General features: G+C 64.6%; 21 protein-coding genes and 1 pseudogene. 4 read left to right on the plus strand and 18 right to left on the minus strand.

Annotation, left to right across the window (positions count from 1 at the left end):
• Positions 1-27: 27 nt before the first annotated feature.
• From GDR74_RS18420 to GDR74_RS11915, 7 genes and pseudogenes are all read right to left on the minus strand, one after another.
• Entirely contained in the window at positions 28-258 is a 231-nt protein-coding gene (locus tag GDR74_RS18420; RefSeq protein ID WP_246179394.1) for a hypothetical protein, read from the minus strand.
• 50 nt (positions 259-308) lie between these two features.
• Positions 309-485 (minus strand): annotated as a pseudogene (locus tag GDR74_RS18625) (AAA family ATPase); the annotation flags it as partial.
• Between the two features lie 19 nt (positions 486-504).
• On the minus strand, positions 505-1131 hold the full coding sequence (locus GDR74_RS18580; protein ID WP_343039603.1) for a tetratricopeptide repeat protein: 627 nt from the start codon (positions 1129-1131) through the stop codon (positions 505-507).
• A gap of 28 nt (positions 1132-1159) precedes the next feature.
• Positions 1160-2287 carry an adenylate/guanylate cyclase domain-containing protein gene (locus GDR74_RS18585; RefSeq protein WP_343039604.1) on the minus strand — a complete coding sequence of 376 codons (1128 nt, stop codon included), beginning with the start codon at positions 2285-2287 and terminating at the stop codon, positions 1160-1162.
• A gap of 306 nt (positions 2288-2593) precedes the next feature.
• The gene (locus tag GDR74_RS11905) at positions 2594-3109 is read right to left on the minus strand and encodes a hypothetical protein (protein ID WP_152586510.1); all 516 of its coding nucleotides are present in this window, start codon (positions 3107-3109) and stop codon (positions 2594-2596) included.
• Between the two features lie 157 nt (positions 3110-3266).
• Positions 3267-4052, minus strand: a complete 786-nt coding sequence (locus tag GDR74_RS11910; protein ID WP_152586511.1) for an ion transporter — start codon at positions 4050-4052, stop codon at positions 3267-3269.
• Between the two features lie 175 nt (positions 4053-4227).
• The gene (locus GDR74_RS11915) at positions 4228-4413 is read right to left on the minus strand and encodes a hypothetical protein (protein WP_152586512.1); all 186 of its coding nucleotides are present in this window, start codon (positions 4411-4413) and stop codon (positions 4228-4230) included.
• Between the two features lie 173 nt (positions 4414-4586).
• Between GDR74_RS11915 and GDR74_RS11920 the strand changes: the two genes are divergently transcribed.
• A complete protein-coding gene (locus tag GDR74_RS11920) occupies positions 4587-5918 on the plus strand; it encodes a trypsin-like serine protease (protein ID WP_152586513.1) in 1332 nt (443 codons plus the stop codon).
• Positions 5919-6221: 303 nt separating this feature from the next.
• On the opposite strand, the gene GDR74_RS18630 is transcribed toward GDR74_RS11920, so the two are convergent.
• The 4 genes from GDR74_RS18630 to GDR74_RS11935 form a co-directional block, all read right to left on the minus strand.
• Complete coding sequence (locus GDR74_RS18630; RefSeq protein WP_152586514.1) at positions 6222-6401, minus strand: con-10 family general stress protein; 180 nt, start codon at positions 6399-6401, stop codon at positions 6222-6224.
• 67 nt (positions 6402-6468) lie between these two features.
• Entirely contained in the window at positions 6469-6948 is a 480-nt protein-coding gene (locus tag GDR74_RS18520) for an IS5 family transposase (RefSeq protein WP_281349014.1), read from the minus strand.
• Positions 6949-7242: a transposase gene (locus GDR74_RS18525; protein WP_281349015.1), complete on the minus strand. Its 294-nt coding sequence runs from the start codon at positions 7240-7242 to the stop codon at positions 6949-6951.
• A gap of 370 nt (positions 7243-7612) precedes the next feature.
• Positions 7613-7927 (minus strand): hypothetical protein, encoded by a 315-nt coding sequence (locus GDR74_RS11935; RefSeq protein ID WP_152586515.1) that lies wholly within the window; start codon positions 7925-7927, stop codon positions 7613-7615.
• 486 nt (positions 7928-8413) lie between these two features.
• Here GDR74_RS11935 and GDR74_RS11940 point away from each other — a divergent pair, with 486 nt between their 5' ends.
• Both GDR74_RS11940 and GDR74_RS11945 read left to right on the plus strand, forming a co-directional pair.
• Positions 8414-9319 (plus strand): DnaJ C-terminal domain-containing protein, encoded by a 906-nt coding sequence (locus GDR74_RS11940; RefSeq protein ID WP_152586516.1) that lies wholly within the window; start codon positions 8414-8416, stop codon positions 9317-9319.
• Entirely contained in the window at positions 9320-9604 is a 285-nt protein-coding gene (locus GDR74_RS11945; RefSeq protein WP_194164524.1) for a chaperone modulator CbpM, read from the plus strand.
• A gap of 86 nt (positions 9605-9690) precedes the next feature.
• Here the strand turns inward: GDR74_RS11945 and GDR74_RS11950 are convergent, their stop codons facing one another.
• The 5 genes from GDR74_RS11950 to GDR74_RS11970 all read right to left on the minus strand — a co-directional run bounded on the left by GDR74_RS11950 (position 9691) and on the right by GDR74_RS11970 (position 15549).
• Positions 9691-10716, minus strand: coding sequence for a class I fructose-bisphosphate aldolase (locus tag GDR74_RS11950; RefSeq protein ID WP_152586517.1), 1026 nt, complete (start codon positions 10714-10716; stop codon positions 9691-9693).
• 204 nt (positions 10717-10920) lie between these two features.
• Positions 10921-13116 carry an amylo-alpha-1,6-glucosidase gene (locus GDR74_RS11955; protein WP_152586518.1) on the minus strand — a complete coding sequence of 732 codons (2196 nt, stop codon included), beginning with the start codon at positions 13114-13116 and terminating at the stop codon, positions 10921-10923.
• A gap of 44 nt (positions 13117-13160) precedes the next feature.
• Positions 13161-14255, minus strand: a complete 1095-nt coding sequence (locus GDR74_RS11960) for a glycosyltransferase family 4 protein (RefSeq protein ID WP_152586519.1) — start codon at positions 14253-14255, stop codon at positions 13161-13163.
• Between the two features lie 171 nt (positions 14256-14426).
• On the minus strand, positions 14427-14777 hold the full coding sequence (locus tag GDR74_RS11965; protein ID WP_152586520.1) for a hypothetical protein: 351 nt from the start codon (positions 14775-14777) through the stop codon (positions 14427-14429).
• A gap of 16 nt (positions 14778-14793) precedes the next feature.
• Positions 14794-15549: a Bax inhibitor-1/YccA family protein gene (locus GDR74_RS11970; RefSeq protein ID WP_152586521.1), complete on the minus strand. Its 756-nt coding sequence runs from the start codon at positions 15547-15549 to the stop codon at positions 14794-14796.
• A 494-nt stretch (positions 15550-16043) separates the two neighbouring features.
• Here GDR74_RS11970 and GDR74_RS11975 point away from each other — a divergent pair, with 494 nt between their 5' ends.
• Positions 16044-16508 (plus strand): GFA family protein, encoded by a 465-nt coding sequence (locus GDR74_RS11975; protein ID WP_152586522.1) that lies wholly within the window; start codon positions 16044-16046, stop codon positions 16506-16508.
• A gap of 1000 nt (positions 16509-17508) precedes the next feature.
• Here the strand turns inward: GDR74_RS11975 and clpB are convergent.
• Together clpB and GDR74_RS11985 are read right to left on the minus strand one after the other, a co-directional pair.
• On the minus strand, positions 17509-20115 hold the full coding sequence (clpB, locus tag GDR74_RS11980; protein ID WP_152586523.1) for an ATP-dependent chaperone ClpB: 2607 nt from the start codon (positions 20113-20115) through the stop codon (positions 17509-17511).
• A gap of 236 nt (positions 20116-20351) precedes the next feature.
• On the minus strand, positions 20352-20618 hold the full coding sequence (locus tag GDR74_RS11985; RefSeq protein WP_152586524.1) for a hypothetical protein: 267 nt from the start codon (positions 20616-20618) through the stop codon (positions 20352-20354).
• Positions 20619-20773 lie beyond the last annotated feature (155 nt).

Consider the following 20773-nt stretch of genomic DNA (forward strand, 5'->3'; position numbering starts at 1 on the left):
GTACCCGGATCTCCGCGCCCCAGCCGATCAGGGACGCCACCACGTCGACGATGTCGTCGATGGCAGGCGCCCCGCCATCACCGGACCCTTAAGGAAGACAACGCCGGCGCCGGAGCCGTCGAGCCGGGCACCCACGTCGGGCATCCGGCCCTCCCGCACGACCGCGGCCGCCAGGGAGATCTCGGTCGCGGCCTGGCGATGGACCCGGACCAGGCGGACCACGGGGATCCCGGGCACGTGCACCAGATCATGCAGCACAAGGCCAAATCCGATGGGCGGAAGCTAGCCCTGGTCGCCACCAGCAGGAGCCGGCATCCGTCGGGCAGATGGCGCAGCAGCCTGTAAAAGGTGGGCAGGTCGACCATCGAGGATTCGTCGACCACGACCAGGCTCTCGGGCCCGAGCACGACCTCGCCCGCCTCGGCCCGGTTCAGGAACGCCGCGATGGTCGAGGCCGAACGCCCCGTGGCCTCCCGCATGCGCACCGCGGCCCGCGTCCGGTTATCACGCCGGCAAGCCCGCCGCTTGCAGACCTGTGCGGAGGCGCTCCTCGTCCTCCCGCCGCCTCAGGCAGGAGGCATCGACGAACCAGTCGACGTATTCCCGCGGGCCCGCCGCCGGGTCGCCCCGCCAGTATTTCCCGACCGCTTGGACGAACCAGGCCGCGCAGCGGCGGGCTTCCTCCGTCCGGCCGAGGTGACCGCAGGCGGCGGTCCGCCAGCCCATGTCCCGGGGATGATCCTCGGGTTCCGCGGAGGTCTTCTGCTCCAGAATTCCGGCTGCCTCCTCGTAGCGACCGAGGAGGAACAGGATACGGGCTAGGTAGTCGTCGTACCAGCGCGGGTGGCGCGGGTTGAGGCGCTTGGCGAACTCGGCCGCGGGTAACCCCAACTCAGGATGCCCGAGGCAGGCCTGCGCCCACGCCCAGATGATTTGGATCGTGGGATCGTTCGGGTTCATCTGCCGGGCCAGGTTGAAATGACGCTCGGCCAAGTCGAAGTTGCGCCAGGCCAGATGCATACGGGCGACCGTGGACTGCACCCGCGGGTCGTTGGGATCGAGGGTCAGAGCCTGCCGGGCCAGGTCCAGCGCCGCGACCAGGCCCGGATTCCGCTCGCGCGGGATCCCCACTCCCTCGTCGATCGAGCGGTTCGAGTGGTTATAGGCAAGGCCTGTGTAGGCCCGCGCGAACGTCGGATCGAGCGTGCGTGCCTGCTCGAACAGCGCACGTGCCTGTTCCTGCGATCCGGGCGTGAAGACGTCCGAGAGGCGGTGGCCGCGCAGGAACAGGTCGTAGGCGCGGATATCCTGCGGCGGCCGCCTCGCTGTCCTCCAGGACCCGCTGGGCGACCGTGGCCACGATGCCCCTGGCGATCTCCTCCTGTATGGCGAAGATGTCCTCGATGGCCCTGTCAAAGCGCTCGGCCCACAGATGCGTTCCCGTACCCGCCTCGACGAGTTGGGCGGTGACCCGCACGCGACTGCCCGCCCGACGGACGCTGCCCTCGACCACGTAGCCCGCGGCGAGGGTGCGGCCGATCTCCCGCACATCCGCGCTTTTCCCGCGGAAGGCAAAGGACGAGTTGCGGGCGATCACCAAGAGTTCGCGGAAGCGGGAGAGTTCCGTGATGACGTCCTCGGTGATCCCGTCGCTGAAATAGACCTGCTCCGGATCACCGCTCATGTTCTCGAACGGCAGCACCGCTACCGAGGGCCTGTCGGCCAGAGGGATGGCGGCTACTGCCCGTGCAGGACCTCCCTCATGCGCCATTCGGTAGGCCCGCACCGGCCGGGCGATGTTCTTGAGGCGCAGCTCGCCCGCGTCCTCGAAGCGGACGTCGAGCTTGCCGATGAGCTGGTCGTAGGCGGCTCCGGCAACCAGCACGCCGCCCGGCGGGCATGCCTGCTCCAGCCGTGCTGCGACGTTGACGCCGTCGCCCAGGAGATCGTCGCCCTCGACTACCACGTCACCCAGGTTGATGCCGATGCGCAGCACGATCCGGCGCTCCGGCGGAACCTGCCCTTGGGCTTCGGCCAACCGCGCCTGGATCGCCGCCGCACAGGCGACCGCCGCCACAACGGAGCCGAACTCCGCGATGAGGCCGTCACCCATCAGCTTCACCAACCGCCCTCGATGCTCGGCCAGAAGCGGCTCCAGCACCGATCGGCGCAGGCCACGCAAGGCCGCCAGGGTTGCGGTCTCGTCGGCTTCGACGAGGCGCGAATAGCCGACCACGTCGGCGGCTAGGATGGTGGTCAGCCTTCGTTCGGTTCCGGTGTCGGCCATGGCGGTCCCTCGCCATCCGATGCAGGTCCGGCATGTCCTGCCGCGACGATGATGCCATGGACGCGGCGCCACCGCACTCAGCTTTGGTTCGGAGTGGGAGGGGCTGTGCCGTCACGGCAGCATTCCCGCCTCCTCCAGCCGGCTTCGCAACTGCCGGCGCAGCGACGGGTCGCGGTAACGCTCCTGGAACAGGACGCCGTTTGGCGAACGGGAGAAATGTCTCAGGCTCGGCATTTCGTGCCTACTGTGTCGGAGCCGCAGCAGTCCGAGCACCAGGATTTATAGTCTGTTCGAGCAGACGGATTCTCATGGCCCTTGCGGCCGGAGGGAGATGCCGGCCGGCACCTTGAGTTCGCCCTCCTCTCCGTCCAGGTCGATGAAGCGGCTGTCCCTCGGGATCACAAGCCCCTCTCCGACTTTCGGCAGCTTGGATAGAGCCGTACATGTCACCGCAGATCTTTCCCCTGACGAGGTCTCGGTGCCGACGAGCCGCGCTCCAGGCTGACCTGATCCCTGGAGACTCCCCTCAATTCGCATACTCTGATCCGGGAAAACCCAGGTGGAGCGCCGGCGTGTCTGCGTCCGCTGTCCGAGCCACTCCCCAGGCCTGGTGCGGGAGGCGTCAAAGATGTAGGGGCTCACCTCGTGGTCCTCCAACTCCCCTCCTCCGACACCACCACCCGGATAGAAGGTGATCACGAACCGAGACTGATCGCTTACGCGGGTGCATTGCCAGAGGGATCCGGCCAGGCCCATGCCGTCGGCGACGGCTGCGGAAGAAACCACGACGAGCCCGATCGCGGCGAGCAGGTAGCCTCTCATGGTGCTGCCTCCACTCAGAGGATAGAGCAGCACCGTAATTCCCAGGTTCTTACCAAATCTGTTCTGCCTGTCTCGGGCAACTCTCCACGTCGAACTCGCACGGGATCGGATCGCTCTGCCGACAACCTTCGGCGGAGCGATCTGACTGTCGGCCGGGTCAGGCGGCCTTGCTCAGGTGTCCTTTGAGCTCCGCAATCTCGGCCCGCAGGGCGGTGATCTCGGCGACAAGCCGCTCATCGACCCCGGACGGGTGCGTCAGTTTCGGCGCATCCTCCGCTGTCTCGGCATCGATCGCGTTCACGATCACACCGATGAACAGGTTCAGGGCCATGAACGTCGAGAGCAGGATGAAGATCAGGAAGAACGCAATCGCATAAGGATGCTGCTCCGCCAGCGGCTTGACGATGCCACCGGACCAGTCGTCGAAGGTCATGACCTGGAACAGCGTATAGGCGGTGGCTCCAAGCGAGCCGAACTGCTCTGGGTTGGTCTGACCGAACAGCTTCGTCGCCATCACGGCAAAGACGTAGAGGATCAGTGCGAGCAGGAGCGTGATCGAACCCATGCCGGGCAAGGCGGAGACCAGTCCGCCGACCACCCGCTGGAGCGAGGGCACGGCCGTGATCAGGCGCAGCACCCGCAGCACCCGCAGGGCCCGGAGCACCGACAGCGAACCTGTGGCCGGGATGAGAGCGATCCCGACGACGGCAAGATCGAACACGCTCCATGGATCTCGGAAGAAGGAGAGGCGGCGGACCGCAAGGCGGGCGGCCAGCTCCAGCACGAACACCGCCAGGATGATGCGGTCGATGGCGATCAGCACCGGGCCGAGGGCGGCCATGGCCGAAGGGCTGGTCTCCAGGCCCAAGGTGATGGCGTTGAGGATGATCAGCGTCAGGAGCACGCGCTCGGTCCGAGGGTCTTTCAACAATCGTTCCAGCATGGTCGTCTTCTCAAAGTCAGAAAGGATGTCGCCTGCCCTCTCACCAACGCAAAGCGCCGGTGTTGATACTGCCGCCTGGCACCGAGGGGGACGCGGCACGCCTACAGGTAAGCGTGGCCTTAGCCCAACGGAAGGGGCTACTGGCGTCTTTGCAACAGAAGGTGGACCTATCCTATCAGGCAGCCGGCTTGGAGCGATCGGTATTGCTGCCGCTGGATTCCAGCAGGCACACCAGGGCAAAGAGGCTGATCACCGCCACCAGCTCAGCACTGGTCTGGAGCCAAGAGGGCGAGAACTCCCGCAGCGGACCCACCGCCACGAGGGAGAGGAGAAAGGCAACAGCTGTAGTCCAGATCAGCATCAGTCACCGTCCGTGCGAACGGATCACAGCTTTACCCAGCTGAATATGAACATCTGATGACATGCTGCCATGACGGGGCAGGACAACATGGAAGGCCAACTTGATCGCAGCGCTACTCTCGCCTGCCGTCCCGCCATCCGCCAACTCGAGCACGGACACGCCGGAGCCACGGCATGTCGACGGTTCCAGTTACCCCATCGACGGGGACTGGAGATCTATTCCGGTTTGTCGCCGCCGTGCTGGCCTGCATCCTGCGGCATGCGGCCGGTGATGCTGCCGGTCGCCTCGACGTCGGGAGCCTGTCCCGGCACCACCATGGGTCCGTTCATGCCGAACGTGACGGCTCCGCCGCACCCGTCCTGAAGGGGGCTGGCCTTTACTTCCTGTGGCAGGCAGCGGGCTGGCATGGTCTGAGCAAATTCGGGGATCGAGGGTCCCGAGGCGGCAACGCCCAGGACGGCAGCCGCCATTGCGCCGGGGAGCGCGCGCTTGAGCATGTCGACCTCCTCTGCAACATCGATTTCGTGATCTGTTCTTCAAAACAGCAGACGGTGTTCTGGGTTCCTGAGGATCACACGAGCCCGGAGCACATCCTTGCAGAGGTAACTGCCGGCCTTGAAGCGAGAGGTCGTTTTCTTACCTCTTCCGGTACGAGAGCATCGAGCATGCCGACGGGCAGCTGGGATCAGGATGCGGTCCGTCGTGATCTGACCTTGGTTACGACCATGAGATGGTTTTCCATTCCCACGACAGGCGGGAAACGCCGGATCGGCAAACATCTGCCCGGGTGGCTCATTGCGATCGCTCTCACATGGCCAATCGGCCAGGCTCATGCCATCGAAGGAGGTGCGCTCGCGCGGGCCAACGACCCGCTCGCCCGCGCCACGGTCGCGGTCGGCACCCTCGTCCAGCCGGACGGCTCTTTTCGGTTGAGCCGCTGCTCGGGAGCCCTCATTGCTCCGGATCTCGTGCTCACAGCAGCGCACTGCATCAGGGGAAACCCGGTGGGGGCGGTGGTCGCTTTCTATCAGGGGAGCAGGCAGATCGCTTCGGCTCATCGCGTCGCCGCAGCGGCGCGTCATGCCTTCGCGCCGGGGCGCCTCGCGTCGCGGGACTTGGCAGACATGCTCAATGAGATCTCGCTTGATGTGGCTATCTTGCGCCTGGAGACGCCGGTAAGGGGGCGGAGCCCGCTGAGGCTCGCCGACCGATCGCAGCGCATTCCATCGACTTTGCAACTGGCCGGCGTCGGCCTTTCGGGATCGACGGCGGGAACCCTCAAGACTGCCACCCTGAGGCCTCTTGCGATAACTGAGACAGGGCTGATCATCGCGCGCACGGTCGGTGCCCGCGCATGCATGGGCGACTCTGGCGGTCCCGTCGTCATCCCGAGCAGGAGAGGACTGCTGCTCTGGGGCGTGGCAAGCGCCGTCATCACGCCTCATGCGCCATGCGGCAACATCCTCATGATTGCGCCAGCTGCGATCGCCAGTCCGCAGTTTTGAGCCTTTGGGACGCGAGAGCCGGCACTTGTCCGGTGGCGTGGTGGCGATTGGCGCACATCAGGGGAAGACACTCGGCTGAGCGCCTCTCTCGCATCGGCTTCCTTCCTCGAGCCGGATCAGATGCCCACCCCGGTCGCCCAGCCGCAACACCGGCCTGACCTCCCACCCGTCAACCGGGTGGCGCGGAAGCCGGAGCGCGAGGGACTTGTTACGCGCTCCAGGGATCCCAATGCTCCTCTCACCATGAATATCAGGCTCAAATGAGCTTACCGCGATCCGGCCGTTCCGTGCTGGGCCCCGGCTCTAATGGGCCGCATGGTTGTTATGCGGGACGGAGCCGCCTTTGCGGCCAGCTTCGGCGGCGAGGTGACGGTTCTGAGAGAAGGACCTCTTTTCCGCCGGAACGCTCTTGCCGCCCTTGCTGGCGATCTCCCGCCGCTTCTCTGGACTCATGGAGGCAAAGCCACGTCGTAATGTGCTCATGCTCTGTTCTCCCGATCACCTGAAGGAAGAGGACTGGTAAACCGAAAACCGAGATGATGGTTCAAGCTTAGCCTAGGTAGGGGACACACCCAAGCCATTGAGTGACTATCGCGACGAGGACAACGGCTGCGAGATAGTTCACAGCCAGCCGGTCGTATCGCGTTGCGATCCGCTTCCAGTTCTTGAGATGGCCGAACATCCGCTCAATGACATTACGGCGTCGGTATGCCGCGCGATTGAGCGGATAGGCAACGGCACGAGCAGCACGGCCCGGAATGACAGCTTCGATGCTCTTGTCTTCGAGCCACGTGCGGAGCCGATCCGCGTCATAGGCTTTGTCAGCAATCAGCCGCCTGGTCGGCGCCAGAGCTTCTAATATCGGCACAGCCATGGTGATGTCGGCCACGTTCCCCGGCGTCAACGCGACGGCAAGGATCCGGCCACGACCATCGGCCAGACAGTGGATTTTCGTTGTTCGGCCGCCGCGCGAGACGCCGACCGCTTGCGTGAGCTCCCCCTTTTCCGCCTGATGCCGAGCGGTGGGCATTCACGTTGGAACTGTCGAGCGCCAGCTCCTCTGGGATTGGCCAGCAGCTGCAACTTTGGCGAAGATGCGCTGCCAGACGCCGCGTCGCGCCCAACGGGTGTAGCGATTGTAGATGGTTTTGGCTGGTCCGTATTCGGGCGGCACATCGCGCCAGCGCCCACCTGTTTTGAGGATATGGAGAATGCCGCTGATCACGCGCCGGTCGTCCACGCGGGGCTTACCCGGCTGGTTGTGCGGCAGATGCGGCTCCAACGCCGCCCAGGCCTCGTCAGAGAGCCAGAACAGATCACGCATGACTTCCTCCTACCTCGTCAGACCCAATGCGAGATGGAATCAGTCAATGATGTCAGTTCTTTGTTTGGGTCCCCTACATAGTAGGACGACCCGCGGGTGATCTGGGTCCGCTCCCTTCGCTGCGCCCGTCCAGACTGCATGTAACCAAAGCTCCCCGCCACTGCCTCGTAATTTCATCTTGAAGGGGGAAGGTTTACAGGAGCGAGTACGGTCAATGGGTGAGTTGCCTTGATCAGGCCTCGGTGTTCAGACCTTGCTGATGTGCCGGGACGCGTCGATCCCCTCCCCGGCTTCAGGAGCGAGGGGCTGTCCCGGCACTCGCGATTGGGCAGAGAGTTTGCCTACCGCAATCTAGCCCTGTCCGGCAGGGTTAGGGGCAGACCTCGACGCGGCGCCATTCTCCACGAATGCGCTCACGGGCGAGATGGCAGCCCGGCTGGACCATCGTGTTCGGGTCATAGCCGATCTGGGGCTGAACCGGGGTGCCCGGTGCGGCGGAAACGATCGTTCCTGTGGTCTGGGCCTGGGCCGAGGTGATCCCTGCTCCAAGGGCAATCCCACCAACCCCTGCGGCGGCAATCGCCGGGATGACCCAGCCCGGATAGGCCGAAGCCGGTGTCGGCACAGCGGCCGCTGAGGCTGCGAGGGTGAGGGCTGAGGTAAGACCAATCAGGGTTTTTCTCATGACCATTCCTCCAAAATAGAGTGCCGAAGGCACTCTGTTTTTTCAGTTTCGTCACAAGGAATGCGATAGCCTTCCGCCTTTCGGTGAGGACAAGCTATCGCTGTGCGGGGAAGGCAGCTGCGTGTCATGGCGCCCTGCTTCCTTCCGCGGCGCACTAACACTGATCTGTCGGGAAGGTTCCGGTCCGGCGCACATCGCGCAGTGAGTGGCTTGAACGCCGACATCAGCGATGAACAGTAGGGGGTTGTCGAGCCATGGTCGATCGGTTGGATCTCGCCTGTAAGGCATGCCTCCTTAGGCAACGCATCGGCCGGAACTGCGCTCGACATATCACTCGCACTAGAAGGGCACACATCTCATCAGCGGCCTCGTCGACGTGCCTTCAGACACGGATCCGGACCACCGGAACCGGCGTTTTACAAGCAAGTCAGGAGCGCACGTTGTGTTCGCAAGGATATGGAACACTCGGTTGAATGGAGGGAGGTTGTGGCCGAGTCCCCTTACGAGTTGCTGGGCGTGAAGCCCAACGCATCTGCGGACGAGATCCAAAAGGCGTACCGGAAACTGGCCAAGAAGTATCACCCGGACCTGAACCCCGGCGACCGGACGGCCGAGGACCGCTTCAAAGCGATATCGGCCGCCTATGACCTGCTGAGTGACCCTGAGAAGCGGGCCCGGTTCGACCGTGGCGAGATCGACGCTTCCGGCGCTGAGCGACCGCAGCGCCGGTATTACCGGGACTTTGCGTCCGAGGAGACCGGGCCGTCCTACCGCAGCGATGCCGGCTTTGCGGATTTCATGGATCAGGACATCCTGTCGGCACTGCTCCGGCGCGGCGCCCGAACCCGCTTCGCGATGCCGGGGCAGGATCTCCGGTTCCGCCTCGTCCTCGACTTCCTCGAGGCCGTGAATGGCACCCGCAAGACCGTAACCCTGCCGAACGGCCAATCGCTCGACATCACCATTCCAGCCGGCATCCGGGACAGCCAAGTAGTCCGTCTCGCCGGCAAAGGCGAACCAGGCATCGGCGGCGGTCCGCCCGGCGACGCCTTGATCGAGGTCCATGTGCGCCCGCACCGCCTCTTTACGCGGCAGGACGACGACATCCGCCTCGAGGTGCCGATTTCACTGCGCGAGGCCGTTCTCGGTGGCCGCATTCAGGTCCCGACGCCGACGGGGCCCGTCATGGTCAGCGTCCCGAAAGGCAGCAACACGGGACGAATCCTGCGGCTCCGGGGCAAAGGTGTGCCCCGGCCGGACGGCACGCAAGGCGACCTGCACGCAGTTCTGAAGGTCGTCCTGCCCGACCGCCCGGATCCGGAACTCGAAGCCTTCGCGGAGCGGTGGACAGGTGGCGCGCTCTACAATCCACGAGATGGCATGGAGGCGTAGATGCTGACTCTGGAGGAGTTCCAGCTGCGTCTGGATGTCAATGCGAGCACGGTTCAGGCCTGGATCGAGGAAGGCTGGCTTCTTCCGCAACGGGAACAGGCAGGCTTCGCGTTTTCCGAGCTGGACGTGGCGCGAGCCCGGCTCATCCGCGACCTCAAAGACGAGATCGGGGTCAACGACGAAGGCATTGGCATCGTTCTGAACCTTATCGACCAGGTTCATGGCCTGCGCAGCGTGCTACGCGAGCTGCTCCATGCCGGAGCTGGCCGACCGCCCGGGCCATAGGCCAGCCGGCCCGGGCACGCCATGCGGAACGCAGGATCAACAGCCCCGACGCCCACCAATCAGAGGATTAAGCCCTTGGCTGGGGCTTACGCTGCCACTTTCTCCAGGTCGCTTGTCCACTGCCCCATCGAGGCCAAACCATTCATTCTCGCGCGGTGCGCGAAGGCGCGCTGGGCTGCCTCCACGTTCTCGGGTTTGCCGGACCATGCCCTCTGAGGCGCCGCCTGAAGAGCACGGCCATACGAGAACGTTAGCCGCCAGGGTACGCCGCCGATCCGATTCATAGCGTCGAGATGAGCGGTCGCCTCCTCGTCCGACTGGCCGCCCGAGAGAAAGGCGATGCCAGGCACGGCCGAGGGCACGCAACGCTTCAAGACTTTGAGGGTCTTCTCGGCGACCTCATCCACGGAGGCTTGTTGCGGCGACTTCTTGCCCGCAATCACCATGTTGGGTTTGAGTACCATGCCTTCGAGCACAACCCGCTGCTCGTAGAGTTCCTGAAAGACGGCCTTCAGCACGAACTCCGTCACCGTCGCGCAACGGTTGATGTCATGCGCGCCGTCCATCAGAACCTCGGGCTCGACGATCGGCACCACGCTCTGCTCCTGGCAGAGCGCCGCGTAGCGCGCCAGCGCATGCGCGTTGGCCTTTACGGCCGTCCAGGTCGGGATGCCCTCGCCGATGTCGATCACCGCACGCCACTTGGCAAAACGGGCGCCGAGGTCCGAATACTCCGTCAGGCGCTCCCGCAGGCCATCGAGGCCTTCCGTAATGGTTTCCCCGGGGCAGAACGGCAGCGGCTTGGCGCCGAGATCCACCTTGATGCCGGGAATCGCGCCCGTCTGCTCGATGAGCTTCACCAGTGGCGTCCCGTCCTTCGCAGTCTGGCGGATCGTCTCGTCGTAGAGGATGACGCCGGAAATATGGTTTTGCATCGCCTCGGTAGAGCGGAAGAGAAGTTCGCGATAATCGCGGCGATTGTCCGGCGTGGATTCGACGCCAATGGCATCGAAGCGCTTCTTGATCGTCCCCGTGCTCTCGTCGGCGGCGAGGATGCCCTTGCTGGGTTGCGTCATCGCTGCGGCGGTTTGTGCCAGTTGGTCGAGATCCATCCTTTTCCTCCACGGATGATCGGCTTAGCCCCGGGCCGCCTGGGGTTCGGAACAGGCGGGAGCAATGCTCCGGTGCAAGCCTTAGTTACGGTACCTAACCTCGCTCACAGCCAGGCCCGCCCTGGTTGGGGCGGGCCCACATCGTCGGGCGCAGAGATCAAAGGACCGGTTCTGCCCCCTGATCTCAGTTCGCCGATGCCCGCCTCAGACGGTAATCTCGACCCGCACATCACCAGTCCGGCCGAGAACATGAGGCGCTACCTCACTTCCTGCCCGCCGTACCGCGAGGTCGAGGCGGCATCCGTCAACCGCAAGGTCACGCAACACGACCTCTTCGAGAAAGTCCGGCAGAACCGGTTGATTGAGCCGGACCGTCCTGGTCTGCGGATCGAAACTGAGGCCGAGGCAGGCCTGAATCAAGCTCAGCGGCGTTGCGGCCGCCCAAGCTTGGGGCGCACAGGCGACCGGATAGAACGTCGGCCCTTCGCCGCGTCGGCGGGGGAAGCCACAGAAGAGTTCAGGCAGCCGCCTGAAGTCGATGTAGACGGATGCGTGGAACAGGCCGTCGAAGATCCGGGTGGCCTCGCGCTTGAAGCCATAGCGGGCGAGCCCCAGGGCGATCAGCGCGTTGTCGTGCGGCCAGACCGAGCCGTTGTGATAGGACATCGGGTTGTAGCGCGCCTCGGTCGATGCGATGGTTCTTACACCGAAGCCCGAGAACGAGGACGCATCCATGAGCGTCCTCACAATTTCGGCCGCGCGTTCGGGCTGTGCGATTCCAGCGAACAAGGCATGGCCGGCATTTGACGACCGCACCAGGCAAGGCCGTTTGTCGCCGTCAAGTGCCAGGGCATAGGTGCCGAGATCCTCACACCAGAACGCTTGATCGAACCGCTGCTTCATCCGGTCGGCCTCTGCCTCCAGCAATGTCGCGCGCTCCGGCAGGCCGAGGCTCGATGCGATGAGCGCGGCGGAGCGCTTAGCACCGTAAACGTAGGCCTGGACCTCGCACAGGGCAATCGGCCCCTGAGCCATGGCGCCGTCGGCATGGAAGACGGAGTCGTGACTGTCCTTCCAGCCCTGATTGATGAGCCCGCCTTCCGTCCGGCGGCCATACTCGACGAAGCCGTCGCCGTCGCGATCACCAAAAATGTCGATCCAGCGCAGGGCCGCTTCGATATGGGGCCAGAGCCCTTCCAGGGTCGCAATGTCTTGTGTGCGTTCCAGGTAGGCGCCAGCCAGCATGACGAAGAGCGGCGTCGAGTCGACGCTGCCATAGTAGCGGCGGAAGGGCACTTCGCCGAGCTCGGCCATCTCGCCATAGCGAACCTCGTGCAGGATCTTGCCAGGCTCGGCATCCGCGGCCGGATCTTCGGCTGTAGCCTGGTTGGCGGCCAGGAACCGGAGGACGCCACGGGCCAGCGCCGGATCCATCCAGAGCGTCTCATAGGCCGTGATGAGGGCGTCGCGCCCGAAGGCGGCGCTGAACCACGGCGTGCCGGCGTAGGGATAGGGACCCTCGGGCGTGTCCGTCACCAGCATGTAGAGGTCGGAGACGGAGCGCCGGACAGCCTCGTTGAAGATCTCGTTCGAGGTTACGATCGAAGCGGCCCGCGACGAGGACAGACGCAGCGCCCGTCGCGCCTCGACCATCGACGACAGGTAGTGCTCACGCGGGCGCTTCTGCGGCACCTCGTCATCGCAGCGGACCTCGACGAAGATCACCGTTCGCTGCCCTGGAGCAACCTCGATCTCGAACAGAGCGCGCCTTGCTTCCAAGCGGCTGGGAGCCGGGTCGAAGCGCAGGCGTGTTGTCCTGGTCCGATCGTCGAGACCGCCGTACGTGAACGTGACGCTCTCAGGCCGTACATCGGCCGGGTGGAACGTGCCGCGGAGCTTACGCCTCGTGCCCCGCACCTCGAAGAGATCGGCGAAGTCGGCCTCGAACCGCAATTCCAGTGTCAGGCGCTGGGGCTGGTCGCCGAAGTTGCGCACCAGCAGGCGCTCGAAACAGGCGGACTGCCAGAGGAACTTGGACCGCCGGATGTGGATCACGTCGTGTTCTAGGAGAAGCCGGCCCGCCTTGTCGTAGAGATCCGGGTTGGTGAGATCACAAGTGAGCACGGCGTTGTCGTCACGCAGGGTTGACGACAGCAGGATCGGACTCAGCCCGTTGATCAGCACGTCAAGATGGGAGAGATGGCGGGTGTCACGGTGGAACAGCCCGTCCGGGCTCCCCTCCCCCGACAGCACGTCGCCATTGCGGTCGAACACCCCGAAGGTATCGCCGTGCTTCAACGTCCGCGGGCGCCGCTCCTGCAGCGAGGACTGCGACGCGACGGCGAACTGGCCCAGGCGGATGTCGCCTGCGTCATCAGGCACGTTAACATGCAGGTTCATGATGTCGTCCTCCACCGAGAGAACAAACGTCGGACCAACGGACCTTATGCCACCGCATGCAAGCCGGCCCCGGCTCCGTTGGCACGGCGCAGATGAGCGGCCTCGAGGCGCACGCCGGGCAGGCTGCGATAGATATCGAGATAATCTTTCGTCATCCGTTCGACAGTGAACCGGTCGAGGAAGCAGCGGCGCACCTCGGCCCGGTCTAAGGTCCTGAGTGCGGCGACCGCTTCGACGGCGTCCTCGACGGTTTCGACGATGAAGCCGGACCTGCCAGTCTCGATCACTTCCGGCACCGAACCGCAGCGGAAGGCGATCACGGGTGTGCCGCAGGCCATCGCCTCGATCATCACGAGGCCGAAGGGCTCGGGCCAGTCGACGGGAAAGAGCAGCGCAGCAGCATCACCCAGGAAGTCCGCCTTCTCGTGCTCGTTGATCTCACCGATGAATTCCACATTGGGATGAGCGTCGATCAGGGGCTTGATGACCTCGTCCCAGTAGGCCTGGTCGGCCTTGTCGATCTTCGCCGCGATCCGGAGGGGCATCCCGGCCTCCGCCGCAATCCGGATCGCCCGGTCGGGCCGCTTCTCCGGCGAGATCCGTCCCAGGAAGGCTAGGTACCCTCCCGTCGCGGCCGCACGGAAAGGCAGGAGGTTTTTCGGCAGCCCATGGTGGACGGTGCCGACCCAGTTGGCGTCGGCGATCGGCTTGCGCTGATCGTCGGAGATGGAGACGAGCGGAATGTCCGGGAACATCCGGTAGAACGGGGCGAGATCAACCAGATCGAGCCTGCCGTGTGTCGTCGTGACGGTCCGGTCGGCGAACTCGCGGATGAGCGGGAAGTGCAGCAGGTCGATGTGGAAGTGGATGACGTCGAACTCATGGGCCCGCTGTCTCACCTGCTCCAGCATCATGATGTGGTAGGGCAGCGGGTCCTTGACGACCGGATTGAGGCGGAGCGCCAAGTCGCAGCAACGCACGAGCTCGGCCTTTGTGATCGAGTCACCGGAGGCAAACAGGGTCACCTCGTGTCCCTGCCGGACCAGTTCCTCGGTAAGATAAGAGACGATCCGTTCGGTTCCCCCGTAAAGCTTAGGCGGAACACGTTCGTACAAAGGAGCCACCTGGGCGATCTTCATCGGCAAAACCTCCTCGAAGAGCGAAGAATCGACGATTGAGATGCGCGCGGCCGCGGAAAGTAGGCCCGCGCGGCACAAGGCGTTTTCGAGATAGGATCTAAGCTCAAGCTTGCAAGAGCCGGGACGGCAGGTGAAGTTGACGCCGTCCCGGCTGATCCTCCTCCGACAGGTCTACGCGGCGAGGCGCCGGGGCTCAGCCGCGGAGGCGTTCGCCTTGGACGGAGGCTCGGGAACGACGCTGAGGGACGGGGGCTTCTCCGGTGACATGCGGGCCGCTCCGGTACGCTGCGCCGGGTCGAGCTGGCCGTAGATCCCGAGCCATTCGAACCCGGGTTTGTGGCGCAGGTCCATGAGCGGGCGCAGCTCAGGCTGCGCCAGATCCATCAGGGTCGCGTCGCGCCAGCGCCTCTTCGTCGGCTGCTTGCGGGAGAACGGCCAAAGCCGTCGTACCTCCGCCTCGACCTGCAGCACGATCTTGCCACTCATGGTGCGGCGGAGATTGAATCGTCCGGTCAGGGGCATGGCTTCCTCCGTTCCGTTACTCCTCCCGCTGGCCCAGGAGGGACAGCAGGAGCTGGAAGAGGTTGAGGAAGTTGAGGTAGAGGCTCAGCGCACCGAAGACTCGGCTCGTGAGCGCGGCGTCACCGTAGGCGAGGCCCGCGACGTATTCCTCCTTGATCCGCTGGGTATCCCACGCGGTCAGGCCGGCGAACACGAACAGGCCGATGATCGTGATCGCGAACTGCAGGGCCGAACTCGCGAGGAACAGGTTGATCAGGGAGGCCAGGATCAACCCGACCAGGCCCATGAGGAGGAACGAGCCCCAGCCGGACAGATCGCTCCGTGTGGTGTAGCCCCACAGGCTCAGGGCGCCGAACGCCGCCGCCGTGATGAAGAAGATGCGTGTGACGCTCTCACCGGTATAGGCCTGGAGCAAAGCCGCGAGGCCGACACCCTGAAGGGCCGTAATGCCCCAGTAGATTCCCTGCAGGCCCGCCGGAGATAGGCTCTGTGCCCCGAACGATGCGATCAGGATCAAGCCGAGGGGAGCCAACAGGGCGACCCAGCCGAGCGGCGTCAGCTCGCGCGGACCGGAGTAGAAGAGCTCACCCAAGGGCGTGTTCGCCACCGCGTAGGCGGCGGCGCCGCTCAGGGCGAGCCCGAGCATGAGGTAGTTGTAGACGCCGATCATGTGCGCCCGCAGGCCGGCGTCGAACTCGCCCCGGGATGGCGCGAACGTGCCTGGCCCAAACCCGTATGGCGCCAGGCGAGAATTGTCATTCCACCAAGACATGACAAACCTCTTCAAACCAGTTGCCGATCAGGTTCAGCGACGACTCGAAAAGGCTCATGCGGATCTCGCCCGAGGGGACTTCTCTGCCCCGCGATGTGGCGCGAGAGGGTCCATCCTAAGCCTCGTCGGAGTGCATCGGCCAAGCCATGCCCGCGAGGAGCCGACTTGACGCTAAAGAGATGAGAACGCGCAGCGACGCTTGCAAGTCGTACCGCTTTCAACACAAGGGCAGGACAAGCGATTTTTTGCGATCCGGCAACACACCTGTGAGCGTCGGCCGCCGGAGACTTCGCGCCATGACAGTCCAGGGGCACCGTCGGGCCGACTATTAGCAGCCGAGCCACAGAAGATCTGCGGGATTAGTCGAGCGGGTATATTGCGCGAGCCTTTTTTGGGGGCCATGCTGCATTACTTTGGTCGCAAGGAGCTTGGCTTTCTTGGGCACATCCGAAGTCAGGCACGATTACCGAAGTCGATCATTTGGGGCCAGAGGGATGAGCGATTGGAAACTACCCTGGGAGGGTGGGTGCTTATGCGGCGGGATACGCTTCCGAATCACTGCCCCACCCTTGCTAACGGCGGCGTGCCATTGCACCGGGTGCCAGAAGCTGAGCGCAAGCGCATACTCACTGACTATCATTGTGCCAAGCGACGGCTTTGCGGTGACGCGTGGTGAGCCCGTGATCGGTGGTCTGCATGGTCCGCATCGGCAGCTCTATTGCCCCCACTGCAAAAATTGGATGTTCACGCACCCGCACGGCCTGGACTTCGTCGTCAATGTCCGGGCGACTATGCTGGACGACCACCATTGGTACGCGCCCTTTGTCGAGGTCTTCACGTCAGAAAAGCTGCCGTGGGCTTCAACCTGCGCGGTATATAGCTTTGCTACCCAACCAGACCTCGACGGGTATGGACCTCTGATTGAAGCCTTCGCACGGGAAGGAGCACGGCCGCTCTGAAGGTTCGACGCGGCGGTCTCGCAGAATGAGTGCATCTACCGATGCCTAACCGCTACCCGATCCGTTTTCGTGGGACGGGAATTTCCGAGCGCAGGGCCAAGTGGCATTCGCTCTGTGCGGGTAAAAACTAAGCAGAGGAAGGATCGGCTCAGTCTACACCGTCTGACCCATCCCGCAGCTCTCCTGTGGCCTAGGACTAGCAGCCGATGCAGATATCCGGGATGATTTCTTTGGGGTCCCTGCTCAGAAGTCGCTCGTGCTTCTTGGATAGCCCGACACGCTGCCGGCTGTCAGATTTCGGTTGTTGTGCGTTCTCCGCTCGGTTCAGATCCCGTTCGTACGTGGCAGTCTGCGCTTGCGAAACCAGCGTCTGGTCCTGACGCGCCATGGCCGCTGGAAGAGCCGCAAGGCTCAGGAACAACGCTGTAAGAAGTCTCCGATGCATAAGGATCCTCCAACCATCGGGGGCACCATTCTCTCCAAGCGGCTTCCCGCTGTAGATGGATGAGGCACCACCTCACCGTGATCCGTTACCAGCCATGCGAACTCTCGCCTGCACGGTGCGAGCTCGCTTTGCCGCATGACGCAGTTGCGGACGATGAAGCCCGTGAGCCTGCTGTAGGCACTTATGGCTGCCGCGGATTCCCCTGCCGGCATGCCGCCAGTATGGGGGTCGCGGAGCAGAAATACCTCGCTGCGGCGACAGCATGCTCGCGGCCTGACCACTCTGTTGGCTGGCCCCGCCCGTCGGCCGCACACGATGTGGCTGTGGATACCGCAGAGACGTCAGGGCACTGAAGACCAACGGACATGAAAGCACGACAAGGCCGCCGGACACGACGCTGCCCAGAACGAAAGGTGTCAATACCTTCATCCCCTGCTCTCCCCTGATGACGAAGATCCGTGTGGCCAGCTTCCCAAGCCGGCCACACGGATGAAGCACATGCGAACCGCAGGTTTCCGCGAGGGTAAGCTTCCCTGAGCCTGCGAGCCTCAGGTCCTACGCCGCCATCTCGTGGCTCGGGTGCCCATCCCCACCGCCGATCATTAGGCCTGCGGGCCCGACGCGGATCGGCACGGTCTCGCCGTCCTTGACCTCGCCGGAGAGGATGAGCTCCGCCAGCGGATCCTGCACGTGCTTCTGGATCACGCGCTTCAGGGGACGCGCGCCATAGGCCGGATCGTAGCCCTTCTCGGCCAGCCAGGCTCTCGCCTCCTCGTCGAGCTCCAGGGTGATCTTGCGATCGGTGAGCAGCTTCTGCAGACGGCCGATCTGGATGTCGACGATGGCGCCCATCTCGCTGCGCTTCAGCCGGTGGAACAGGATGATCTCGTCCACCCGGTTGAGGAATTCGGGCCGGAAGTGCGAGCGCACCACGGCCATCACCTCGTCGCGCACCTCGTCCGTGTCATGGCCTTCGGTCTGGTTCACCAGATATTCGGCGCCCAGGTTCGAGGTCATGATGATGAGCGTGTTGCGGAAGTCCACGGTGCGGCCTTGGCCGTCCGTGAGGCGGCCGTCGTCGAGCACCTGCAGCAGGACGTTGAACACGTCCGGATGCGCCTTCTCGATCTCGTCGAACAGCACCACCTGATAGGGCCGGCGGCGGACGGCTTCCGTCAGAGCGCCGCCCTCCTCGTAGCCCACATAGCCGGGAGGCGCGCCGATGAGGCGGGCGACCGAGTGCTTCTCCATGTATTCCGACATGTCGAGGCGCACGAGCGCGGTCTCGTCGTCGAACAGGAAGGCCGCGAGAGCCTTGGTGAGCTCCGTCTTGCCGACGCCCGTGGGACCGAGGAACATGAATGAGCCGATGGGCCGGTTCGGATCCTGGAGGCCGGCGCGGGCACGGCGCACGGCGGTCGAGACCGCTTCCACGGCTTCGCGCTGGCCGACGACGCGCTTTCCGAGATCCTGCTCCATGTGCAGGAGCTTCTCGCGCTCGCCCTCGAGCATCTTGTCGACCGGCACGCCGGTCCAGCGGGAGACGACCTGCGCCACATGGTCGGGCGTCACCGCCTCTTCCATCAATCCGCCGCCATCGGCCTTGGCTTCGACTTCGGCGAGCTGCTTCTCCAGGCCCGGAATGACGCCATAGGAGAGCTCGCCCGCCTTCGCCCAGTCGCCTGCGCGCTGCGCGGAGGCCAACTGGTTGCGGGCCTCGTCGAGCTTCTTCTTCAGCTCCGCCGCCGTGCCGAGCTTGTCCTTCTCGGCCTTCCAGCGGGCCGTGATGGAAGCCGACTGCTCTTCCAGATCCGCGAGCTCCTTCGTGAGGCGCTCCAGGCGGTCCTTGGAGGCGGCGTCCGTCTCCTTCTTCAAAGCTTCCTGCTCGATCTTGAGACGCACGATCTCACGGTCGATATTGTCGAGCTCTTCCGGCTTCGAATCGACCTGCATGCGCAGGCGCGACGAGGCCTCGTCGACGAGGTCGATGGCCTTGTCCGGCAGGAACCGGTCGGTGATGTAGCGGTTCGAGAGCGTCGCGGCCGCAACCAGCGCCGAGTCGGTGATGCGTACGCCGTGGTGCTGCTCGTATTTCTCCTTCAGGCCGCGCAGGATCGACACGGTGTCCTCCACCGTGGGCTCGCTGACGAAGACCGGCTGGAACCGGCGGGCGAGGGCTGCGTCCTTCTCCACGTGCTTGCGGTATTCATCGAGCGTGGTCGCGCCGACGCAGTGCAGCTCGCCGCGGGCCAGCGCGGGTTTGAGCAGGTTCGAGGCATCCATGGCGCCATCGGCCTTGCCGGCGCCGACGAGCGTGTGCATCTCGTCGATGAAGAGAATGATGCCGCCCTCGGCCGCGGTGACTTCCTGCAGCACGGCCTTCAGGCGCTCCTCGAACTCGCCGCGATACTTCGCGCCCGCGATCAGCGCGCCCATGTCGAGGGCGAGGAGCTGCTTATCCTTCAGGGATTCCGGCACGTCGCCGTTGACGATGCGCAAAGCCAGACCTTCGACGATGGCGGTCTTGCCGACGCCGGGCTCGCCGATGAGCACCGGGTTGTTCTTGGTGCGGCGCGAGAGCACCTGGATGGTGCGGCGGATCTCCTCGTCGCGGCCGATCACCGGGTCGAGCTTGCCGTCGCGCGCCGCCTCGGTGAGGTCGCGGGCGTATTTCTTGAGCGCATCATAGGCGTTCTCGGCCGTTGCGTTGTCGGCGGTGCGGCCCTTGCGCAGGGCATTGATGGCAGCGTTCAAGCCTTGAGCGGTCACGCCCGCCTGGGCGAGAATCCGGCCAGCCTCGCTGTCCTTCTCGACGGCGAGCGCCAGCAGCATCCGCTCGACGGTGACGTAAGAATCGCCCGCCTTCTCGGCGGCTTTCTCGGCCATATCGAAGAAGCGCATCAGTTCGCGGGTGGCCTGGGGCTGCGCGGCGGAGCCCGAAACCTTCGGCTGCTTGGCGAGCCATTGCTCGACCGCCGCATGCGCGTCGCGGGAGCGCCCGCCCGCGCGGTCGATGAGACCGGCGCAGAGACCCTCAGGATCGTCCAGCAGAACTTTCAGGACATGGCCGGGGGCGAGCTGCGGGTGCCCTTCCCGCAGGGCGAGATTCTGCGCCGCCTGAACGAAGCCCCGGGCGCGTTCGGTGTACTTTTCGAAATTCATCTGTACCTCCATCAGACCTTACGCCCTCTCAGAGGCGCGCTAGAACCGAGGAAGATGTCCTTTGGCCGATTGGGCCAACGAAGGACGCCGGCGCTCAAAGGAGCCGCCAGCGTGTACGATCTGGTTTGGGAGCAAATTTTTCGCAAGACCGGCCCAATGCATCGGCGCACACCGGCGCCCCAATCGAGCGGGCTCTAAGGGCCCTATCGGCTGCCCCCGCTGCGACTGCGCCGGGCTCAGACGGTTCCTGTCTCGGGGCGCTTTATGTCCCGGATCTGTCCGGACAGCTCCGGCGCCCCGGCCTCGTCTGCGATCCGGGCCGCCTCATCAAGCGCTTCGTTCCACACGGCCCTGGCCGCGGCGTTGCTGCCGAGGAGGGCGGCGACGTCGACCGGACCGGTGCGAACCGGCACCCAAGCCGGAGGATCGCTCGCCGGGAACGATTCGAGACTTGCTTCCTCAACGGCATCAAGGGTCTCAGGTCCAGGATCGTTGATAGGCATGGTCGTCTCCTCTCATCGGGTAGGCGCTGCCGAAGGCCACGGCCGCTGACTTTCTGGCATGGAACGCCGCGCCCCGGCGGGCTCACCGCGAACCGGCGCTCCAGCCATGGCTGTCCGACGCTGGCCAGCGGACGCGAGACCGCCTCCGGCACGCG

It is taken from the genome of Microvirga thermotolerans (assembly GCF_009363855.1).
Lineage (GTDB): Bacteria > Pseudomonadota > Alphaproteobacteria > Rhizobiales > Beijerinckiaceae > Microvirga > Microvirga thermotolerans.

Excerpts from the sequence above, each read along its gene's own strand:
- GDR74_RS18585 (WP_343039604.1), bottom strand. The coding sequence starts at position 2,287 with ATGGCCGACACCGGAACCGAACGAAGGCTGACCACCATCCTAGCCGCC.
- GDR74_RS11905 (WP_152586510.1), bottom strand. The coding sequence starts at position 3,109 with ATGAGAGGCTACCTGCTCGCCGCGATCGGGCTCGTCGTGGTTTCTTCC.
- GDR74_RS11910 (WP_152586511.1), bottom strand. The coding sequence starts at position 4,052 with ATGCTGGAACGATTGTTGAAAGACCCTCGGACCGAGCGCGTGCTCCTG.
- GDR74_RS11915 (WP_152586512.1), bottom strand. The coding sequence starts at position 4,413 with ATGCTGATCTGGACTACAGCTGTTGCCTTTCTCCTCTCCCTCGTGGCG.
- GDR74_RS11920 (WP_152586513.1), top strand. The coding sequence starts at position 4,587 with ATGTCGACGGTTCCAGTTACCCCATCGACGGGGACTGGAGATCTATTC.
- GDR74_RS18630 (WP_152586514.1), bottom strand. The coding sequence starts at position 6,401 with ATGAGCACATTACGACGTGGCTTTGCCTCCATGAGTCCAGAGAAGCGG.
- GDR74_RS18520 (WP_281349014.1), bottom strand. The coding sequence starts at position 6,948 with ATGCCCACCGCTCGGCATCAGGCGGAAAAGGGGGAGCTCACGCAAGCG.
- GDR74_RS18525 (WP_281349015.1), bottom strand. The coding sequence starts at position 7,242 with ATGCGTGATCTGTTCTGGCTCTCTGACGAGGCCTGGGCGGCGTTGGAG.
- GDR74_RS11935 (WP_152586515.1), bottom strand. The coding sequence starts at position 7,927 with ATGAGAAAAACCCTGATTGGTCTTACCTCAGCCCTCACCCTCGCAGCC.
- GDR74_RS11945 (WP_194164524.1), top strand. The coding sequence starts at position 9,320 with ATGCTGACTCTGGAGGAGTTCCAGCTGCGTCTGGATGTCAATGCGAGC.
- GDR74_RS11950 (WP_152586517.1), bottom strand. The coding sequence starts at position 10,716 with ATGGATCTCGACCAACTGGCACAAACCGCCGCAGCGATGACGCAACCC.
- GDR74_RS11955 (WP_152586518.1), bottom strand. The coding sequence starts at position 13,116 with ATGAACCTGCATGTTAACGTGCCTGATGACGCAGGCGACATCCGCCTG.
- GDR74_RS11960 (WP_152586519.1), bottom strand. The coding sequence starts at position 14,255 with ATGAAGATCGCCCAGGTGGCTCCTTTGTACGAACGTGTTCCGCCTAAG.
- GDR74_RS11965 (WP_152586520.1), bottom strand. The coding sequence starts at position 14,777 with ATGCCCCTGACCGGACGATTCAATCTCCGCCGCACCATGAGTGGCAAG.
- GDR74_RS11970 (WP_152586521.1), bottom strand. The coding sequence starts at position 15,549 with ATGTCTTGGTGGAATGACAATTCTCGCCTGGCGCCATACGGGTTTGGG.
- GDR74_RS11975 (WP_152586522.1), top strand. The coding sequence starts at position 16,044 with ATGAGCGATTGGAAACTACCCTGGGAGGGTGGGTGCTTATGCGGCGGG.
- clpB (WP_152586523.1), bottom strand. The coding sequence starts at position 20,115 with ATGAATTTCGAAAAGTACACCGAACGCGCCCGGGGCTTCGTTCAGGCG.
- GDR74_RS11985 (WP_152586524.1), bottom strand. The coding sequence starts at position 20,618 with ATGCCTATCAACGATCCTGGACCTGAGACCCTTGATGCCGTTGAGGAA.